Raw genomic sequence first — 17,093 nt, 5'->3', positions numbered from 1 at the left:
CAGGTCATGAACGCAGAACCATTCGCGCAGATTAAATCTTGGTAACACAGCCTCGATTTGCTCGCCGCTGCTGATCCGCTTCCTACATTTCCAGTGACAGCTCGTCGTGAGGCGCAGCCGAAAGCGGTTCGTTGTGCCAAGATGTGTTGTCGCGGGGCGCGCGTGGAAATGGCCTCCTGCGCCCAGGAGCGGTCTCATGTGGACATTCCGTTCTGCCGTTTTGGTCCCGATGGCGCTTGCCGTCGCTGCGGCGTTGCTGCTGTTCCCGGGATTGATCGATACGGCCAAACGGCATGCTGCCGGCGCGATGGCAAGCCTTGAGGCACCCCGGCAGGGAGCCGGCAAGGCCGGGAACGCAACGCCCGCCCCGGCATCGCCCACAGATCCCAAAGGCCAGCACGCCAACGCGATAGCCGTGACGGTCGCCTCGGCTGAGAGCGGCTCGTTTCCGGTCGTGACGAGAGGTTTCGGCACCGTGCAGTCGCCGGCGGTTGTCGTGGTCGGGGCCCGGATATCGAGCCAGCTGATGGCGATCCACGTCAAGGACGGCCAGATGGTGCAGGCCGGCGATCTGCTGTTTTCACTCGATGATCGGCCATTGCGCGCCCAGCTTGCACGCGATCAGGCGACCCTTGCCAAGGACAGTGCCTTGGTGATCAGCACGACCGCAGACATGAACCGCGCCAAGGATCTCGCCAGCAAGCAGGCCGGTACGCAGCAGGCCTATGACACCGCGCTGGCATTCCAGCGGGGAGCGCAGGCGAACGCTGATGGCGACCAGGCAGCTATTGATGCCGACCAGGTTCAGCTCGACTACACCTTGATCAGGGCGCCGATATCGGGCCGGTTGGGGGCGGTGCAAACCGCTGTTGGCGATATTGTCGGCAACACCTCTTCGACCAATACCAGCGGGCTCGTCACCATCACGCAGGTCGATCCCATCGAGGTGATGTTTCACCTTCCCGAAACCCAGCTGGCGGTCTTCAAGAAGCTTGTCGACGCCGGCACGCCCCCGACCGTGAGAGCCTTGATCACAGGCAGTTCCGACCCGGTCGCCTCCGGTGTCATGGATTTCATCGACTCGGCTGTCGATACGACGTCGGGCACCATTGCCATGCGCGCGACTTTTGCCAATGGCGACCTTGCGCTGTGGCCGGGCCAGTATGTCGATGTCGAGGTCGATCAGCCGGCAGTGCCCAACACGACGATCATCCCGACGGTTGCCCTGCAGCCCGGCCAGAACGGCCAGTTCGTCTATCTTGTGCGGCCCGACAACACCGTCGAGCTTCGCCCCGTCAAGGTGGCGGTTAGCGATGGTGCAAACTCCGCCATCGCTTCGGGCCTCAATCCCGGCGACCAGGTGGTCACCGAAGGCCAGTTGCGGCTGAAGCCTGGCGCTGCGGTACGGCCCACCGCCGCGGCAGGCACGTCCGGCGATGCATCCCAGGTGCAGCCCGCTGCCTATGTCGCCCGGCCGAGCTCGTCGGGAGTCCGGCGATGAATATTTCCGAATTCTGCATACGCCGGCCGGTCGCAACGCTGCTGATGTCGCTGTCTCTGGTGATAGCCGGCCTGTTCGCTTACAGCCGGTTGCCGGTGGCCGCCCTCCCGCAGGCCGACTTCCCGGTGATCAACGTCTCGGCGAGCCTGCCGGGAGCAGCCCCCGACACCATGGCAACCTCGGTGGCAACGCCGCTGATCAAGCAGTTCGCCACGATCGCCGGCATAGACAGCATTTCGACGACCAATTCGCTCGGCTCGACATCGATCTCGATCCAGTTCGTCCTCAACCGCAACATCGATGCCGCCGCCGCCGACGTGCAGGCGGCCATCGCCCGCGCCGCCCGGGCATTGCCTGATGAAATGCCCTCGCCGCCGAGCTATCGCAAGGTCAATCCGGCCGATGCGCCGATCCTGCTGCTTGCGCTGAAGAGCGATGTCGTGCCGCTCACCGACCTCGACGCCTTTGCCCAGCAGGTGATCTCGCCCTCGCTGTCCACGCTCGACGGTGTCGCTCAGGTGTCGATCTTCGGCAGCCAGCAATATGCCGTGCGCATCCAGGTCGACGCCGACGCATTGGCGGCCAGGGGCATCTCGACGGCGCAATTGTCGACGGCGATTTCCGCTGCCAATTCCAATGCTCCCTTGGGAACCCTCCAGGGCAACCAGCAGCAACTGACCATCGTTGCCAACACGCAGCTGAACAACGCCGCCGATTTTTCCAACCTCATCATTACAAGCAAGGACGGCAAGCCTGTCCGGCTCGGTGACGTCACCAAGGTCATCGATTCCGTCGCGAACCTCCAGACGGCGAGCTGGTATGACGGCACGCGCGCCATCGTCATGGCAGTCCAGCGCCAGCCCGGCGCCAACACGGTTGCCGTGGTCGACAGGGTCAAGGCAATGCTGCCGACATTCCGCAGCGAGTTGCCGGTCGCCGCATCGCTCGAGGCCTTCAACGACCGCGCCGCGTCGGTCCGCGCTGCCGTCAGCGACGTCCAGTTCACGCTCGGCCTGACCATCGCCCTGGTCGTTCTGGTGATCTTCATCTTCCTGCGCCGGCTCTGGGCGACGTTTATCCCCGCACTTGCCGTGCCGATTTCCCTGATCGCCACCTTCGGTGTCATGTATCTGTTCGGCTTTTCCATCGACAACATCTCGCTCATGGCCCTGACGCTGTCGGTCGGGCTTGTTGTCGATGACGCCATCGTCATGCTGGAAAACATCGTCCGCCACGTCGAAGAAGATGGCGAAGGCGCATTCGAAGCAGCCCTCAAGGGCTCGCGCGAGATCGGCTTCACCATCATTGCGATTTCGCTCTCGCTCGTCGCCGTGTTCATCCCGGTGCTCCTGATGGGTGGGGTTATCGGCAAGATCTTTTACGAATTCGCCGTCGTGGTCGTCGTCGCCATCTTGGTATCCGCCTTCGTTTCGCTGACCCTGACGCCGATGCTGGCATCGCGGCTGCCGATCGCCTCGCACAGCGATACGGGGCTCGGCGGCGCGCTCGAGCGCGGTTTTGAAGCGGTGCGGCGCGGCTATGACCGCATGCTCAGGCTTTGCTTCCGGTTCCATCCCGTTGTCTTTGCCATCTTCCTCGGAACGGTCGGCATGACCGTCTATCAGCTTCAAACCATGCCCAAGGGCTTCTTTCCGCTCGAAGACATCGGCCAGCTTCAGGTCACCACTCAGGCCCGCGAGGATATCTCGTTCGAGGCGATGAAGGCGCTGCAGGCCAAGGTCGTCGATGTTTTTGCCAAATCGCCCTATGTCGCCCACGTTGCCAGCAATGTCGGCGGCGGCGGTGGCGGCTCCGGTGCGATGAACGCGGCCCGCCTTTTTGTCGAGCTGAAGCCCAAGACAGAGCGTCCGCCCTTGCAGCAGGTGCTTTCCGACCTGCGCCGGCAGCTTGCCCCGATCGCCGGCATCCAGGCCTTCATGTCGCCGGTGCAGAACCTGTCGGTGGGGGCGCGCGGTTCGGCCAGCCAGTATCAGCTCGTGGTCCAGAGTCTCGACCAGAACCTGATGAACCAATGGGCGCAGAAGCTGACTGACGCGATGACGGCCGACAGGGCCGTTTTCGCCGACGTCAGCTCGGACCTGCAGAACAAGGCGCTTCAAGCCAAACTGGTCATCGACCGCGACAAGGCGGCTTCGCTCGGAATCACGGCCGATGTGCTGCGCTCGACGCTTTATGGCGGTTTCGGCACCCAGCAGGTTTCAACCATCTACACGCCGAGCGACAGCTACGATGTGATCATGGAACTCGATCCGAGTGTCGACTGGACACCGGAGCGGCTGGCGCGCATCGAAGTCGCCGGTGCCAACGGCACGCTGATACCTTTGGGCTCCTTCTCGCATGTCGAGCGGAATGCCGGTGCCCTGACCGTCAACCAGCTCGGCCAGCTTCCCGCCGTCACCATCTCCTACAACCTGCCCGACAAGGTCGCCCTTGGCGATAGCATCGCCCAGATCGACAAGCTCAAGGCCGAGATCGGCATGCCGCAGAATGTCGTGACTAGCTTCTACGGCACCGCCAAGACCTTCCAGGATGCCGCCGCCAACCAGGGGCTTTTGATCCTCGGCGCGATCCTGACCATCTATGTCGTGCTCGGCATGCTCTATGAGAGCTTCATCCACCCGCTGACAATTCTTTCCGGCCTGCCGGCGGCGGCTGTCGGCGCGCTTCTTGCGCTGTCCTGGCTTGGCTTCGACCTGTCGGTCATCGCCGTCATCGGGCTTTTGATGCTGATCGGCATCGTCAAGAAGAACGCCATCATGATGATCGACGTCGCGCTCACCTTGCAGCGCGACGGAATGGCGCCGGCACAGGCCATCCACAAGGCCTGCCTGATGCGGTTTCGCCCGATCATGATGACGACATTGGCAGCGATGATGAGCACCTTGCCCATCGCCTTGGGCACCGGCGCAAGTGCCGAGCTGCGCCAGCCGCTGGGCATCGCCGTCGTCGGCGGGCTTGTCGTGTCCCAGACGCTGACCCTGTTCGTCACGCCCGTGCTTTATCTCTACATGGAGCGCCTCGCCGAATGGGTGAGGCCGGCGGCAGTTGGGACAAGACCGGTCGAGCCGAAACCGGCCGAGAATGTCAAGGTGCTCAAGGCCGCGGAGTAGCTGGGCTGAGAAACCCCAGCCCAGCCTTGTGCTTACGCGTAGCGCGACAGTGAAAGATCGGCGACGTCGATTTCGGGACGGGTTCCGCCGATCATGTCGGCGAGCACGCGGCCCGAGCCGCAGGCCATGGTCCAGCCGAGCGTGCCGTGGCCGGTGTTGAGGTAGAAATTGTCGAACCTCGTGCGCCCGATGACTGGCGTGCCATCTGGCGTCATCGGCCGCAAGCCGCTCCAGAAGGTGGCGCGGCTCTGGTCGCCGGCGCCGCCGAACAAATCCTCTACCGAGAACTGCAGCGTTGCCTTGCGCGACGGCGAAAGATCGGTGTTGAAGCCGGCAATCTCGGCCATGCCGCCGACGCGGATGCGGTCCCCGAGGCGGGTGATCGCAATCTTGTAGGTGTCGTCCATGACGGTGGACACCGGCGCGCGCGCCTCGTCGACGATCGGCACGGTGATCGAGTAGCCCTTGACCGGATAGACCGGCACCTTGAGCCCGAGCGGCTTGACGAAAGCCGGCGTGAAGCTGCCGAGCGCGCCGACGAACATGTCGGCCTCGACCTCGCCTTCCGAGGTGCTGACGGCAACGATGCGGTTGCCTTGCTGGCGCAGGCCTTCAAGCTTGACGCCGAAGCGGAACTCGACGCCGAGGCCTTCCGCAAGCTTCGCCAGCTCATTGGTGAACTTGAAGCAGTCGCCGGTCTCGTCATTGGGCAGGCGCAGGCCGCCGGCAACCTTTTCACGCACTGGCGCGAGGCCCGGCTCTGCGGCAACGCAGCCGGCGGCGTCGAGCACCTCGAAAGGCACGCCGTCGCTCTGCAGCACCTCGATGTCCTTGGCCATGCCGTCAAGCTGCTTCTGGTAGCGGAACAGCTGCAGCGTGCCTTGCGTGCGGTGGTCGTACTCGATGCCGGTGTCGTCGCGCAGCGAAATCAGGCAGTCGCGGCTGTATTCGGCAAGACGCACCATGCGGCTCTTGTTGAGCGCGTAACGCGACGATGTGCAGTTGCGCAGCATCGCCGTCACCCAGCGCCAGGTCGAGATGTCGAGCATCGGCTGGATAATCAGTGGCGCGTGCTTCATGAACAGCCACTTCATCGCCTTCTGCGGAATGCCGGGTGCCGCCCAGGGCGAGGCGTAGCCGGGCGAGATCTCGCCGGCATTGCCGAAGCTGGTCTCGAGCGCGGGACCCGACTGGCGGTCGAGCACGGTGACCTTGTGGCCTGCCTTGGCCAGGTAGTAGGCGGAGGTGACGCCGATGACACCGGCACCGAGAATGACTATGCGCATGATTGCCCCTGTGGTTAGCGCGCTGCCGGGCTGAGGTAGCGGCGTCTGTAGCGCCGGCCCAGGCTGGTCAGGATTTCGTAGGAAATGGTGCCGGCGTCTGACGCGATCATTTCAAGCGTCTGGTGCTGGCCGATCAGCTCGACCATGTCGCCGAGCTTGAGCGTGCCGGACGGCAAGGCGGTGACATCGAGGATGATGCTGTCCATCGACACGCGGCCGACGATCGGCAGGCGCACGTCGCCGTAATAGCCAGCGCCCGAATTGCTGAGATGGCGCGGCAGCCCGTCGGCATAGCCGGCGGCGATGGTGGCAAGCCGCATCTCCGACTTGGCGACGAAACTCGCGCCATAACCGATTTCGGTGCCCGCCGGTACGGTGCGCGTCTGCACCACGCCGACCTCGAGCTGTACCACCGGCTGCATCGGGTTGCCGCTCCCGGAATACGGCGCACCGCCATAGAGTGCGATTCCCGGCCGGGCGAGATCGCCGCGATAGTCTTCGCCGAGGAAGATGCCGGCCGAATTGGCAAAAGACAGCTTGGTGTCGGGGAAGCGGGCGCGCACCATGGCCATGCGGGCCAGTTGACGAGCATTGGCGCCATGCGCCGGCTCGTCGCCGCAGGCCAGGTGGCTCATGATGATGTCGACATGGATGCCTTCGAGGCGCGCCGGTTCGGCGAGCAAGATATCGGCCTCTTCACGCTCGAGCCCGAGCCGAGACATGCCGGTGTCGGCCTGGACCGCGGCGGGCAAGGTCGTGCCGCGCGCCTTGGCCGTCGCCGACCAGTTGGCGACCTGGGCGAGCGAATTCAGCACCGGAACAATGCCGAGGTCGGCGCAATCATTCTCGCTGCCAGGCATAAGGCCATTGAGCACCAGGATGCGCGCGTCGGCGCCAAGGTGCGGCTTGAGCCTGACAGCCTCGATGAAATGCGCGACGAAGAAATCGCGGCAACCTGCGTCGTAGAGCACGGGTGCGACCTCCGCCACGCCGAGCCCATAGGCGTCGGCCTTGACTACTGCCGCGGCCTTTCCGGGCGCGGTTAGCCGGCACAGGTGCTCGTAGTTCGCCACAAGCGCTGCCAAGTCGATGGTCAGCACGCCACAAGCCGCACGGCTTTCGATGTCGCTTTGCGCACCCATAGTCATATCAGGAATGGTCCTCACCTAAGTCAGAAGAATACCGCAATGATCGGCTGAAATCTTGCCAATCTGCCGCAGTTTGTGCGAGCAACATTGAATTGGTGAAATTTTCTTCGGCGATTTGAAAGGAAACGCGATGCCCTCTCTGGATGCTATCGACCGTGGCATCATCCGTGCGTTGCGTGCCAATGCGCGCGTCAGCAACGCCAAGCTGGCGGCTGAGGTTGGGCTGTCGGCATCGGCATGCCTGCGGCGGGTGCAATTGCTGGAACAGGAGGGCGTGATCCGTGGCTATACCGCGATCATCGGCAACGCCGCCGCCGACGAGGGCATCGCCGTCATAGTCCAGATCACGCTGGAGCGGCAGACCGAGGAATATTTCAACCGCTTCGAGCTTGCGGTGCGGCGCTATCCCGAGATCAAGGAGTGCTACCTGATGACGGGCGACTCCGACTATTTCCTGCGTGTCGAGGTGGCGAGTGCCGCTGATTTCGAGCGCGTGCACAAGGAAATCCTGTCGGCGCTGCCCGGCCTCGCCCGCATCCATTCGAGCTTTTCGATCCGCAACATCTTGCAGTCGAAACGGCCGAAGGTATCGTGAAGATGGCCGGCGCCGCTTGCGGCGCCGGCTCTATTGTCAGTTTCAGACGGCTGCCTGGGTCACGAACTTGGTGACCAGATAGGCCTCGAGCGCTTCCGAACCGCCTTCCGAACCATAGCCGCTGTCCTTGATACCGCCGAACGGCGTTTCCGGCAGCGCCAGGCCGAGATGGTTGATCGTCAGCATGCCGGTTTCGATCTCGGCACCGAGGTCCGTTACCGTCTTGTTCGACTTGGTGAAGGCGTAGGCCGCAAGCCCGTAGGGCAGGCGGTTGGCCTCGGTCACGACGTCGTCGAAGCTCTTGAACGGCAGCACAAGAGCGACGGGACCAAACGGCTCCTCGTTCATGATGCGCATGTCGGTGCGCAGGCCCGAAAGCACCGTCGGCTCGAAATAGGAGCCCTTGTTGCCGATGCGCTTGCCGCCGGTTTCGAGCTTGGCGCCATCAGCGACGGCTTCATTGATCAGCGTTTCGACGGCCTGCAAACGGCGTTCGTTGACCAGCGGGCCCATGCGGCTGCTGGCGTCGAGACCATCGCCGACCTTCACCGCCTCGGCATGTTCGACGAACTTGCCGAGGAAGCGGTCGTAGGAGCCTTCCTGGATCAGGAAGCGCGTCGGCGACACGCAGACCTGGCCGCCATTGCGGAACTTCGAGGCGGCAAGCGTTGCTGCTGCGGCATCGACATCGGCGTCGTCGAACACCATCGCCGGTGCATGGCCGCCCAGTTCCATCGTCGCGCGCTTCATATGCGTGCCGGCGAGTGCCGCCAGATGCTTGCCGACCGGCACCGAGCCGGTGAACGACACCTTGCGGATCACCGGATGCGGCACGAGGTAGCCGGAAATCTCAGGCGGGTTGCCGTAGACGAGGTTGAGCACGCCATCAGGCAGACCAGCATCCCTAAAGATGTCGCCGAGGCAAGCAGGCGAGGCTGGCGTTTCTTCCGGCGGCTTGACGATGATCGAGCAGCCGGTGGCCAATGCCGCGCCGATTTTGCGCACGGCCTGCGACACCGGGAAGTTCCACGGCGTGAATGCTGCTACCGGACCGACAGGCTCCTTGACGACGAGCTGCTGGATGCCGGAGGCGCGGGCCGGAATGACGCGGCCATAGGTGCGGCGGCCTTCCTCGGCGAACCAATCGAACAGGTCGGCCGACGACAGGATCTCCATCTTGGCTTCGCCAACCGGCTTGCCCTGTTCCTGGGTCATCAGCGCTGCGATCGCGTCGGCGCGTTCGCGCATCAGTTCGGCGGCGCGGCGCAACACCTTGGAGCGCTCGTAGGGCGAAACCTTGCGCCACACCTTGAAGCCGCGTTCGGCGGCGGCGAGTGCCCGGTCGAGATCGCCCTTGCCGGCCGAAGCGACCTTGCCGATCACCTCGTTGGTGGCGGGATTGTAGACGTCGATGGTCTTGCCGCCTTCAGCAGCCGTCCATTTGCCGTCGATGAACAGTTTCACTTCCGGGTACATATTTTGTCCTTGCTGGGTCGTTCGTGAGGATCGGGCAGGGCTTGCGTCGGCGCTGGCCTAGACGCGAGTCTCGGAGCCTTGGCTAGACATAGGTTGGCACAAGCCTTTGTGCCACCAGTTCGGCGATCGCCAGCGACGAGGTCAGTCCCGGGCTTTCGATGCCGAACAGATTGACCAGATTCTTGACGCCATGGGTCTCCGGCCCCTGGATGACGAAATCGGCCGCCGGCTCGCCCGGTGCCGACAGTTTGGGGCGGATGCCGCTATAGGTTGGGCTCAGGCTGCCGTCGGCGAGGTCGGGCCAGTATTTGCGGATCTCGCCATAGAAATGGTCGGCGCGGCGCGGATTGACGCTGTAATCCTTTTCGTCGATCCACTCGACGTCGGGGCCAAAGCGCATGCCGCCATTCAGATCGAGCGTCAGGTGCACACCAAGCCCGCCCGGCTCCGGCACCGGATAGATCAGCCTGGAAAAGGCTGGTTTGCCGGTGACCGAGAAATAATTGCCGCGCGCCAGGTGAAGTTCCGGCACGAATTCTGGACCGAGGCCCTCGAGCCGGCCGGCAAGCGCGTTCGCGCCGAGCCCGGCTGCGTTGACGAAATGGCGGGCGGCGATCTCGTAGTCGCTGCCGGTGCTGCGGTCATGCGTCTGCAGTACGAAACGGTCGGCCTCGACCCGTCCCGACACGATCTCGGTGTTGAGGCTCAGATATGAGCCGCGCTCCTCGGCCTCGCCGAGCAGCGCCAGCATCAGCGCGTGGCTGTCGACGATGCCGGTCGAAGGCGACAGCACGGCGGCAGTGCATGTCAGCCCCGGCTCCATGGCGATCGCTTCGGCAGCGCTCAGCATGACGAGGTCTTCGACGCCGCACGCTTTGGCCTTGTCGATGATGCCGGTTAGCGTCGCCACCTGCTCGGGCAGCGTTGCCACGATCAGCTTGCCGCAGCGCTTGTGGGGAATGTTGCGCTCGGCGGCATAGGCGTAAAGCTTGCCGCGACCGGCAACACACAGCTTAGCCTTCAGGCTGCCTGTGGGATAATAAATGCCGGCGTGGATCACTTCCGAGTTGCGCGAGCTGGTCTCGGTGCCGATGGCATCGGCGGCCTCGATGATGATTGTTTCCATGCCAAGCCGGCTAAATTCGCGTGCCGCCGCCAGGCCGATGACGCCAGCTCCGGCGATGATGCAATCGACAGTGTCCATCTCAGGTAGCACTCCCGGCGGGTTTCAACGCGGCGAGCTGGTCGATGATGAATGAGCTTGCGCCTTTGATATCGTCGACGATGGCGCGTTCGGCCTTGTCGGCGTCGCGGCCTTCGATGGCGGCAAGGATCACATGATGCTGGTCGATCATCGCCCTGCCGCCGTGCTCGTATGAAGCCGCGATCAGCGGCCCCATCTGCAGCCACAGCCGGTTGAGGATGCCGCGCAGCACATTCATGTTGGCGATCTGGGCAAGAGCGAAGTGGAAGGTCTGGTTGAGTTCGAGTGCCGTCGCCCAGTCCTTGGCGGTGATCGCTTGTTCGTTGCGTACGATGAGATCGCGCAGCCGCGCAATATCGTGGGCCTCGGCCTTGAGTGCTGCCTCGCGCGCGGCCAACCCCTCTAGCTTCATCCTGATCTGGCGGATTTCGAGATATCGCTCCAGTGTCATGACAGGCACGCGTACCTCGCGCGCCGATTTCTGCACAAGTGCCTCGTCCTGGATCAGCCGCAGGATAGCGTCGCGCACCGGTGTCACGGAGGTACCGAGCGATTGCGCGAGATCCCGAATGGTCAGCCGCGCGTCGGGCGCAAAGCGCCCCTTGATCAGCGCGTCAGACAGCTGGGCGTAGACAATCTCGCCGAGATTGTCGTGTTCCACCAACTGTAGGCCGAAATTCTCGTTCATCGCTGCTCGATCCTGCCGACAGGCGTGGCCTGCTTGCGGGCCTGCGCTGGCCCTTGACAGTCCTGTGTCGGAAAAACATGATGCATCAAACAGCAAAACTCCAATTTTGCAAGAGCGGCCATGGACTGGCCGGATCGATTGAACGCGGATGGCGCCAAGGCCAGATCGCGTAAAACACCGAGCAGAGGAACTCAGCATGGACAGCCAGCCCAATTCGCCCGAGGCGCGCGACAAGAAATACCATATGCACGCCTACACCAATGCCCGCCGGCATCAGGAAGTCGGCCCGCTGATCATCGAAAAGGGCGACGGCATCTATGTCGAGGACATTTCGGGCAAGCGCTACATCGAGGCGATGTCGGGCCTGTGGAGCGTCGGCGTCGGCTTCTCCGAGCAGCGCCTTGTCGATGCCGCTACCAGGCAGATGTCCAAGCTGCCTTTCTACCACAACTTCACCCACAAGGGTCACTCGCCACTGATCGACCTGGCCGAGAAGCTGGTCACCATGGCGCCGGTGCCGATGAGCAAGGCGTTCTTCACCAATTCCGGATCCGAGGCCAATGACACGGCCATGAAGATGATCTGGTTCCGCTCCAATGCGCTCGGCCAGCCTGAGCGCAAGAAGATCATCTCGCGCAAGCGCGCCTATCACGGCGTCACCATTGCCTCGGCCAGCCTCACCGGCCTGCCCAACAACCACCTGTCCTTCGACCTGCCGATCGCCAATGTGCTGCACACCTCGTCGCCGCATTACTGGCGCGAGGCGCTTGCCGGTGAAACCGAGCAGCAGTTCTCGACCCGCCTCGCCGACGATCTCGAAAAGCTGATCATCGCCGAAGGGCCTGAGACCATCGCTGCCTTCTTCGGCGAGCCGGTCATGGGCGCGGGCGGCGTCGTCGTGCCGCCGGCCGGCTACTGGGAGAAGATCCAGGCCGTTCTGCAGAAATACGACATCCTGCTCGTCGCCGACGAAGTCATCTGCGGTTTTGGCCGTACCGGCAAGATGTTCGGCACCGAGACCTATGCCATGAAGCCTGACATCATGGTCATGTCGAAGCAGATCTCGTCGTCCTACCTGCCGATTTCGGCCATGCTGATCAACGACAAGGTGTTCGAGCCGATCGCCGACGAAAGCAACCGCATCGGCACCTTCGGCCACGGCTTCACCGCCGGCGGCCACCCTGTCGCTGCCGCCGTCGCGATCGAAAACATCAACATCATCGAAGAGCGCAACCTGGTCGACAACGCCCGCGAGGTCGGCGCTCATATGCAAAAGCGCCTGCGCGAGCTGACCTCGCACGACCTCATCGGCGAAGTGCGCGGTGTAGCCCTGATCGGCGCCATGGAACTCGTCACCGACAAGGCAACCAAGGCGCCTTGGGGCAACGTCGGTGCGCTTGGCGGCCTGGTCAACGGCATCCTGCAGCAGAACGGCGTCATCTCCCGCAATATGGGCGATGCGCTGGCCTTCTGCCCGCCGCTGATCATCGACGAAAAGCAGGTCGACACCATCTTCGATGCGGTCGAGCTGTCGCTCGATCAGGCGGCCAAGCAGATCAAGGCCTGATCTCAAGCCATCAAATCAAAACGCCCGCCGGAGCGATCCGGCGGGCGTTTTCGTTCAGTCAGACGGCACAATACTCAAACGTGCTGGCCGCCATTGATGTGGATTTCGGAGCCGGTGACGTAGGACGCCTGGCTTGAGCACAGGAAATAGATGATGTCGGCGACCTCCGACGTCAGGCCGAGCCGGCGCATTGGGATCGTCTCGACGATCTTCTCGGTGCCGGGCGACAGGATCGCGGTGTCGATTTCGCCGGGCGCAATGGCGTTGACGCGAATGCCGTGCGGGCCGAAGTCGGCCGCCATCTCGCGTGTCAGCGCGCCAAGTGCTGCCTTGGATGTCGCATAGGCCGTGCCGGCGAAAGGATGAACGCGGGTTCCGGCGATGGACGTCACATTGACCACCGAGCCCTTTGCCGCAGCCAACTCCTTGAACAGGCCACGCGCCAGCATGATCGGCGCCAGCAAATTGACCTGGTACACGTCGCGCCAGACATGCATCGGCGTGTCGATCGAGTTCATCCGGCCGCCGCCTTGGTGCTTGGGCGAGATGCCGGCATTGTTGACCAGCGCGTGCAGCATGCCGCCTTCTTTTTCCAGCCGCTGGCGGATTTCCGAGACAGCGCTGCCGACATCGCCCTGGTCGGCGAGGTCGACCTTGATGTGGTCTTCCGGGCCGGCCGGCCACGGGCAGTCATCGGAAAATGCCTGGCGCGAGCAGGTGATGACGCGCCAGCCTTCGCGCGAAAAGCGCTTCACTGTCGCATGGCCGATGCCACGGCTGGCTCCGGTCAATACGATCGTCTTTCGCCCTTCGGTTTTCTCGGCCATTTCATCCTCATTGCAAGCTTGAAGCGTATGTAGCGGATGCATCCTGCCATTGCGAGGGGGCGCGACGAATGGCGGTGGCTTTCAGCCGCGCTCGCTGGCTGCTTCGCGGATCGTCTTGAGCAGGATCGAAAACGCGGGCGAGGGCTGCGTGTCGGTGCGCATGGTCAGCCCCACCGGCCCGCGCGTCTCCGAGGTGTCGACCGGCAGCATCTTCAGCGTGCCGGCCTTGATGTCGTCGCTGACGACGCCGTGCGAGATGATCCACACCGCATCGCTCTGGCGCACGAAGGCGCGGCCGAAGGCATCCGAGACCGTCTCGATCTCGGTCGGGATGGAGGCGACGCCATTGGTGATGAAGAAGCGCTCGACGAAGGGCCGGATGATCGAGCCGCGTGTCGGCATCAACAGCGGAAATTCGCCCAGCCGCTCGAACACGTCCTGGTCCGCCTTGAGCAGGGGATGGCCGGCACGCACAACAAACACCACCTGCTCGGAATAAAGGTGCTCGAAGAAGAAGCCGGTCATCTTTTCCGGTGCCGCCAGGCGCCCGACAACGAGGTCGAGTTCGCCGAGCCTGAGCTGTTCGAGCAAGACCGCGTTTTCTCCGGTGACGATCTTGATCGTGCCGCCGGTATTTTCGCTGAGGAACAGGCTCATCGCGCGCGGCATGATATGCGCTGAAACCGTCGGCAGCGCGCCGATGCGGATCGGCGGAGCACCTTCGGCGCGGGAGTTGGCAACTGAATCGATGCCTTGCCTCAGTGCTGTGATCGCCATGCCAGCATGCTGCATGAACACTTCGCCCGAGCGCGTGATCTTGATGCCGCGCCCGTCGCGCTCGAACACGGAAACGCCGAGCGCTTCTTCCAGCTCGCGGATCGTCTTGGTCACCGCCGGCTGGCTGACATTGAGCAGCCCGGCCGCCTTGACCACGCTTTTCTGGCGCGCGACTTCTAGGAACGTCTGGAGGTGGCGGAACCTGACACGGCTTTCGATCATAGGTTTTTCATAACCCAGGAGTTAAGAGAAGGCCACAAAATATCATTTTACCAAACCAAATAACTCATCCACTGTCATCACGAGGAGAAATCGAGTGCAGTTCACAGACATCCGCGGCATCACGCTGCACCACCAGCTCATCGGCGGACCCGCAAACAAGCCGGTCATCGTCTTCGCCAATTCGCTGGGCACCGATTTCCGCATCTGGCGCGACGTCATCGTCCGGCTTGCAGGCGACTTTCCTATCGTCACCTATGACAAGCGCGGCCATGGCCTTTCAGACATGGGCACGGCTCCCTATTCGATGGACGATCACGTCGGTGATCTCGAAGGCCTGCTCGATCATCTCAAGGTCAAGAACGCGATCATCTGCGGCCTGTCGGTCGGCGGGCTGATCGCGCAGGGCCTTTACGCCAAGCGCCCCGACCTGGTGAGCGCGCTCATCCTTTGCGACACCGCCCACAAGATCGGCACGACCGAATCCTGGAACACCCGCATCGCCGCTGTCGAAAAAGACGGCATCGCCTCCATCGCCGATGGCGTCCTCAAGCTCTGGTTCACACCGGAATTCCATGAAAAGCGCAGCACCGACCTGATCGGCTACCGCAACATGCTGGTGCGCCAGCCGCTCGCCGGCTACGCCGGAACTTGTGCGGCGCTACGCGACGCCGACTACACTGAAGCCGCCAAGGCGATATCAGTGCCAACCCTTTGCGTCGTCGGCGACCAGGACGGCTCGACCCCGCCGGCACTGGTGCGCTCCATGGCCGATCTCATCCCCGGTTCGCGTTTCAAGATCATCGACGGCGCCGGCCATATCCCTTGCATCGAACAGCCCGAAACGCTGACCACCCTGATCCAGCGCTTCGTTGCCCGCCTTCCACTGGAGTGAACTGACAATGAACCCATCGGCGCCAGCCTCGACCAGGTATCGCGAAGGTCTCGCCGTCCGACGCTCCGTGCTCGGCGATGCCCATGTCGACCGCGCCGAAACGGCCTCGACCGATTTCGACCGGCCGTTCCAGGAGCTCATCACCGAGGCCGCCTGGGGCACGGTGTGGGCGCGTCCGACCTGGAGCAAGCGTGAGCGTTCGATGGTCACGCTGGCGCTGCTGGCAGCCCTTGGCCATGACGAGGAAGTGGCGATGCATGTGCGCGCCACCGTCAACACCGGGGCTTCGCGCGAAGACATCTGCGAAGCCTTCCTGCATGTGGCGATCTATGCCGGCGTGCCGGCAGCCAACCGCGCCATCAAGATCGCCAAGCATGTCTTTGCCGAAATGGATGCAGGCAAGTCCGATGACCACTGACCCCACCTCGAACCGCAAGCCCGAGACGGGCGCCTTCTTCCAGCGCGACCGCGACTGGCACCCGCCGGCTTTCACCCCGACCTACAAGACCTCGGTGCTGCGCTCGCCACAAAAGGCGCTGCTATCGCTAGATAACACCATTTCCGAGATCACCGGTCCGGTCTTCGGCCACAACATGCTGGGCGAGCTCGACAACGACCTGATCCATAATTTCGCCAAGCCCGGCGAGAGCGCCATTGGCGAACGCATCATCGTTTATGGCCGCGTGCTCGACGAGCGTGGCAGGGGTGTGCCGGGTGCCTTGCTCGAGTTCTGGCAGGCCAATGCCGGCGGCCGCTACCGCCACAAGAAGGAGGGCTACATCGCCGCCCTCGACCCGAATTTCGGTGGCTGCGGGCGTGCCATCACCGACGAGGACGGCTCCTACGCCTTCCGCACCATCAAGCCCGGCCCCTATCCCTGGCCGAACGGCGTCAATGACTGGCGCCCGGCGCACATCCATTTCTCGGTTTTCGGCCACGGCTTTGCCCAACGCCTGATCACCCAGATGTATTTCGAAGGCGACCCGATGATCTGGCAGTGCCCGATCGTCAGGACCATCCCCGACCGCGCGGCAATCGAGATGCTGGTTGCAGCGCTCGACATGCAGGCGACGATCCCGATGGACGCGCGCGCCTACAAATTCGACATCGTTTTGCGCGGCCGCCGTTCGTCGCTGTTTGAAAACCGCCTGGAGGGCAACTGATGGTTCAGGCTCTCAACCGGCTCAAGGAAAGCCCCTCGCAGACCGCAGGTCCTTATGTCCATATCGGCCTGACACCCAATTTCTGCGGCATCCCGGTCGTCTTTGAAAAAGACCTCGGCACCGAAATGGTCAACCCCAAGACCAAGGGCGAGCGCATCACCGTGCGCGCCCGTGTGCTCGACGGAACCGGCACCCCGCTCAAGGACGCGCTGATCGAGATATGGCAGGCGGATGCCGCTGGTCTCTACAATTCGCCGTCCGAATTGCGCGGTCCAGCCGACTCTAATTTCACCGGCTGGGGCCGCAAGGCGACCGACATGGTTTCGGGCGAATGTGTCTTCGAAACCATCAAGCCCGGTCGCGCGCCGTTCAAGGACGGCCGGCTGATGGCGCCGCACATCAGCTTTTGGATCGTCGCGCGGGGCATCAATCTCGGCCTCAACACACGCATGTATTTTGCCGACGAAGAACAGGCCAATGCAGAAGATCCTGTGCTCGCCCGCATCGAGCACCGTCAACGCGTGGCTACCCTCATCGCCGCGCGCGAGGGCGATGCCTATGTCTTCGACATCCACCTCCAGGGCGACAAGGAGACCGTGTTCCTTGACATCTAGAT

15 protein-coding genes are annotated in these 17,093 nt (G+C 63.2%); 8 read left to right on the top strand and 7 right to left on the bottom strand.

The genetic code is table 11. The features are described from left to right. The first annotated feature begins 196 nt into the window (after positions 1-196). The gene (locus AC1DLV_RS26685; RefSeq protein ID WP_476803056.1) at positions 197-1,501 is read left to right on the top strand and encodes an efflux RND transporter periplasmic adaptor subunit; all 1,305 of its coding nucleotides are present in this window, start codon (positions 197-199) and stop codon (positions 1,499-1,501) included. Then, on the top strand, positions 1,498-4,632 hold the full coding sequence (locus tag AC1DLV_RS26680) for an efflux RND transporter permease subunit (protein WP_476803055.1): 3,135 nt from the start codon (positions 1,498-1,500) through the stop codon (positions 4,630-4,632). The genes AC1DLV_RS26685 and AC1DLV_RS26680 overlap by 4 nt, the downstream gene beginning before the upstream one ends. Positions 4,633-4,664: 32 nt before the next feature. On the opposite strand, the gene AC1DLV_RS26675 is transcribed toward AC1DLV_RS26680, so the two are convergent. Together AC1DLV_RS26675 and alr are read right to left on the bottom strand one after the other, a co-directional pair. Then, a complete protein-coding gene (locus AC1DLV_RS26675) occupies positions 4,665-5,918 on the bottom strand; it encodes a D-amino acid dehydrogenase (protein WP_476803054.1) in 1,254 nt (417 codons plus the stop codon). Between the two features lie 14 nt (positions 5,919-5,932). Continuing rightward, positions 5,933-7,060 carry an alanine racemase gene (gene alr, locus AC1DLV_RS26670; protein WP_476836293.1) on the bottom strand — a complete coding sequence of 376 codons (1,128 nt, stop codon included), beginning with the start codon at positions 7,058-7,060 and terminating at the stop codon, positions 5,933-5,935. Positions 7,061-7,196: 136 nt separating this feature from the next. On the opposite strand from alr, the gene AC1DLV_RS26665 reads away from it, so the two are divergent. After that, positions 7,197-7,661: an Lrp/AsnC family transcriptional regulator gene (locus AC1DLV_RS26665; protein ID WP_476803052.1), complete on the top strand. Its 465-nt coding sequence runs from the start codon at positions 7,197-7,199 to the stop codon at positions 7,659-7,661. Positions 7,662-7,703: 42 nt separating this feature from the next. Here the strand turns inward: AC1DLV_RS26665 and AC1DLV_RS26660 are convergent, their stop codons facing one another. The 3 genes from AC1DLV_RS26660 to AC1DLV_RS26650 all read right to left on the bottom strand — a co-directional run bounded on the left by AC1DLV_RS26660 (position 7,704) and on the right by AC1DLV_RS26650 (position 11,029). Further along, positions 7,704-9,137, bottom strand: a complete 1,434-nt coding sequence (locus AC1DLV_RS26660) for an NAD-dependent succinate-semialdehyde dehydrogenase (RefSeq protein WP_476803051.1) — start codon at positions 9,135-9,137, stop codon at positions 7,704-7,706. A gap of 82 nt (positions 9,138-9,219) precedes the next feature. After that, on the bottom strand, positions 9,220-10,341 hold the full coding sequence (locus AC1DLV_RS26655; RefSeq protein WP_476803050.1) for an NAD(P)/FAD-dependent oxidoreductase: 1,122 nt from the start codon (positions 10,339-10,341) through the stop codon (positions 9,220-9,222). A gap of 1 nt (position 10,342) precedes the next feature. After that, entirely contained in the window at positions 10,343-11,029 is a 687-nt protein-coding gene (locus tag AC1DLV_RS26650) for a GntR family transcriptional regulator (RefSeq protein ID WP_476803049.1), read from the bottom strand. A 196-nt stretch (positions 11,030-11,225) separates the two neighbouring features. On the opposite strand from AC1DLV_RS26650, the gene AC1DLV_RS26645 reads away from it, so the two are divergent. Beyond that, on the top strand, positions 11,226-12,596 hold the full coding sequence (locus AC1DLV_RS26645) for an aspartate aminotransferase family protein (protein ID WP_476803048.1): 1,371 nt from the start codon (positions 11,226-11,228) through the stop codon (positions 12,594-12,596). Positions 12,597-12,670: 74 nt separating this feature from the next. Here AC1DLV_RS26645 and AC1DLV_RS26640 read toward each other — a convergent pair whose 3' ends face one another. Together AC1DLV_RS26640 and pcaQ are read right to left on the bottom strand one after the other, a co-directional pair. Further along, positions 12,671-13,423: an SDR family NAD(P)-dependent oxidoreductase gene (locus tag AC1DLV_RS26640; RefSeq protein ID WP_476803047.1), complete on the bottom strand. Its 753-nt coding sequence runs from the start codon at positions 13,421-13,423 to the stop codon at positions 12,671-12,673. A gap of 81 nt (positions 13,424-13,504) precedes the next feature. Further along, on the bottom strand, positions 13,505-14,422 hold the full coding sequence (gene pcaQ / locus AC1DLV_RS26635; RefSeq protein ID WP_476803046.1) for a pca operon transcription factor PcaQ: 918 nt from the start codon (positions 14,420-14,422) through the stop codon (positions 13,505-13,507). Positions 14,423-14,516: 94 nt separating this feature from the next. On the opposite strand from pcaQ, the gene pcaD reads away from it, so the two are divergent. Genes pcaD through pcaG form a run of 4 tightly spaced genes read left to right on the top strand, consistent with a single transcriptional unit; the run spans position 14,517 to position 17,091 of the window. Then, on the top strand, positions 14,517-15,314 hold the full coding sequence (gene pcaD / locus AC1DLV_RS26630; protein ID WP_476803045.1) for a 3-oxoadipate enol-lactonase: 798 nt from the start codon (positions 14,517-14,519) through the stop codon (positions 15,312-15,314). Between the two features lie 7 nt (positions 15,315-15,321). Beyond that, positions 15,322-15,732 carry a 4-carboxymuconolactone decarboxylase gene (gene pcaC, locus AC1DLV_RS26625; RefSeq protein ID WP_476785325.1) on the top strand — a complete coding sequence of 137 codons (411 nt, stop codon included), beginning with the start codon at positions 15,322-15,324 and terminating at the stop codon, positions 15,730-15,732. Next, complete coding sequence (gene pcaH, locus AC1DLV_RS26620) at positions 15,722-16,477, top strand: protocatechuate 3,4-dioxygenase subunit beta (protein WP_476803044.1); 756 nt, start codon at positions 15,722-15,724, stop codon at positions 16,475-16,477. The genes pcaC and pcaH overlap by 11 nt, the downstream gene beginning before the upstream one ends. After that, the gene (gene pcaG, locus AC1DLV_RS26615) at positions 16,477-17,091 is read left to right on the top strand and encodes a protocatechuate 3,4-dioxygenase subunit alpha (protein WP_476803043.1); all 615 of its coding nucleotides are present in this window, start codon (positions 16,477-16,479) and stop codon (positions 17,089-17,091) included. The genes pcaH and pcaG overlap by 1 nt, the downstream gene beginning before the upstream one ends. The last annotated feature ends 2 nt before the right edge of the window (positions 17,092-17,093 follow it).

The sequence above is a fragment of the Aminobacter sp. 01T433 genome (assembly GCF_056398585.1).
This window is presented reverse-complemented; position numbering and strand designations above follow the sequence as displayed.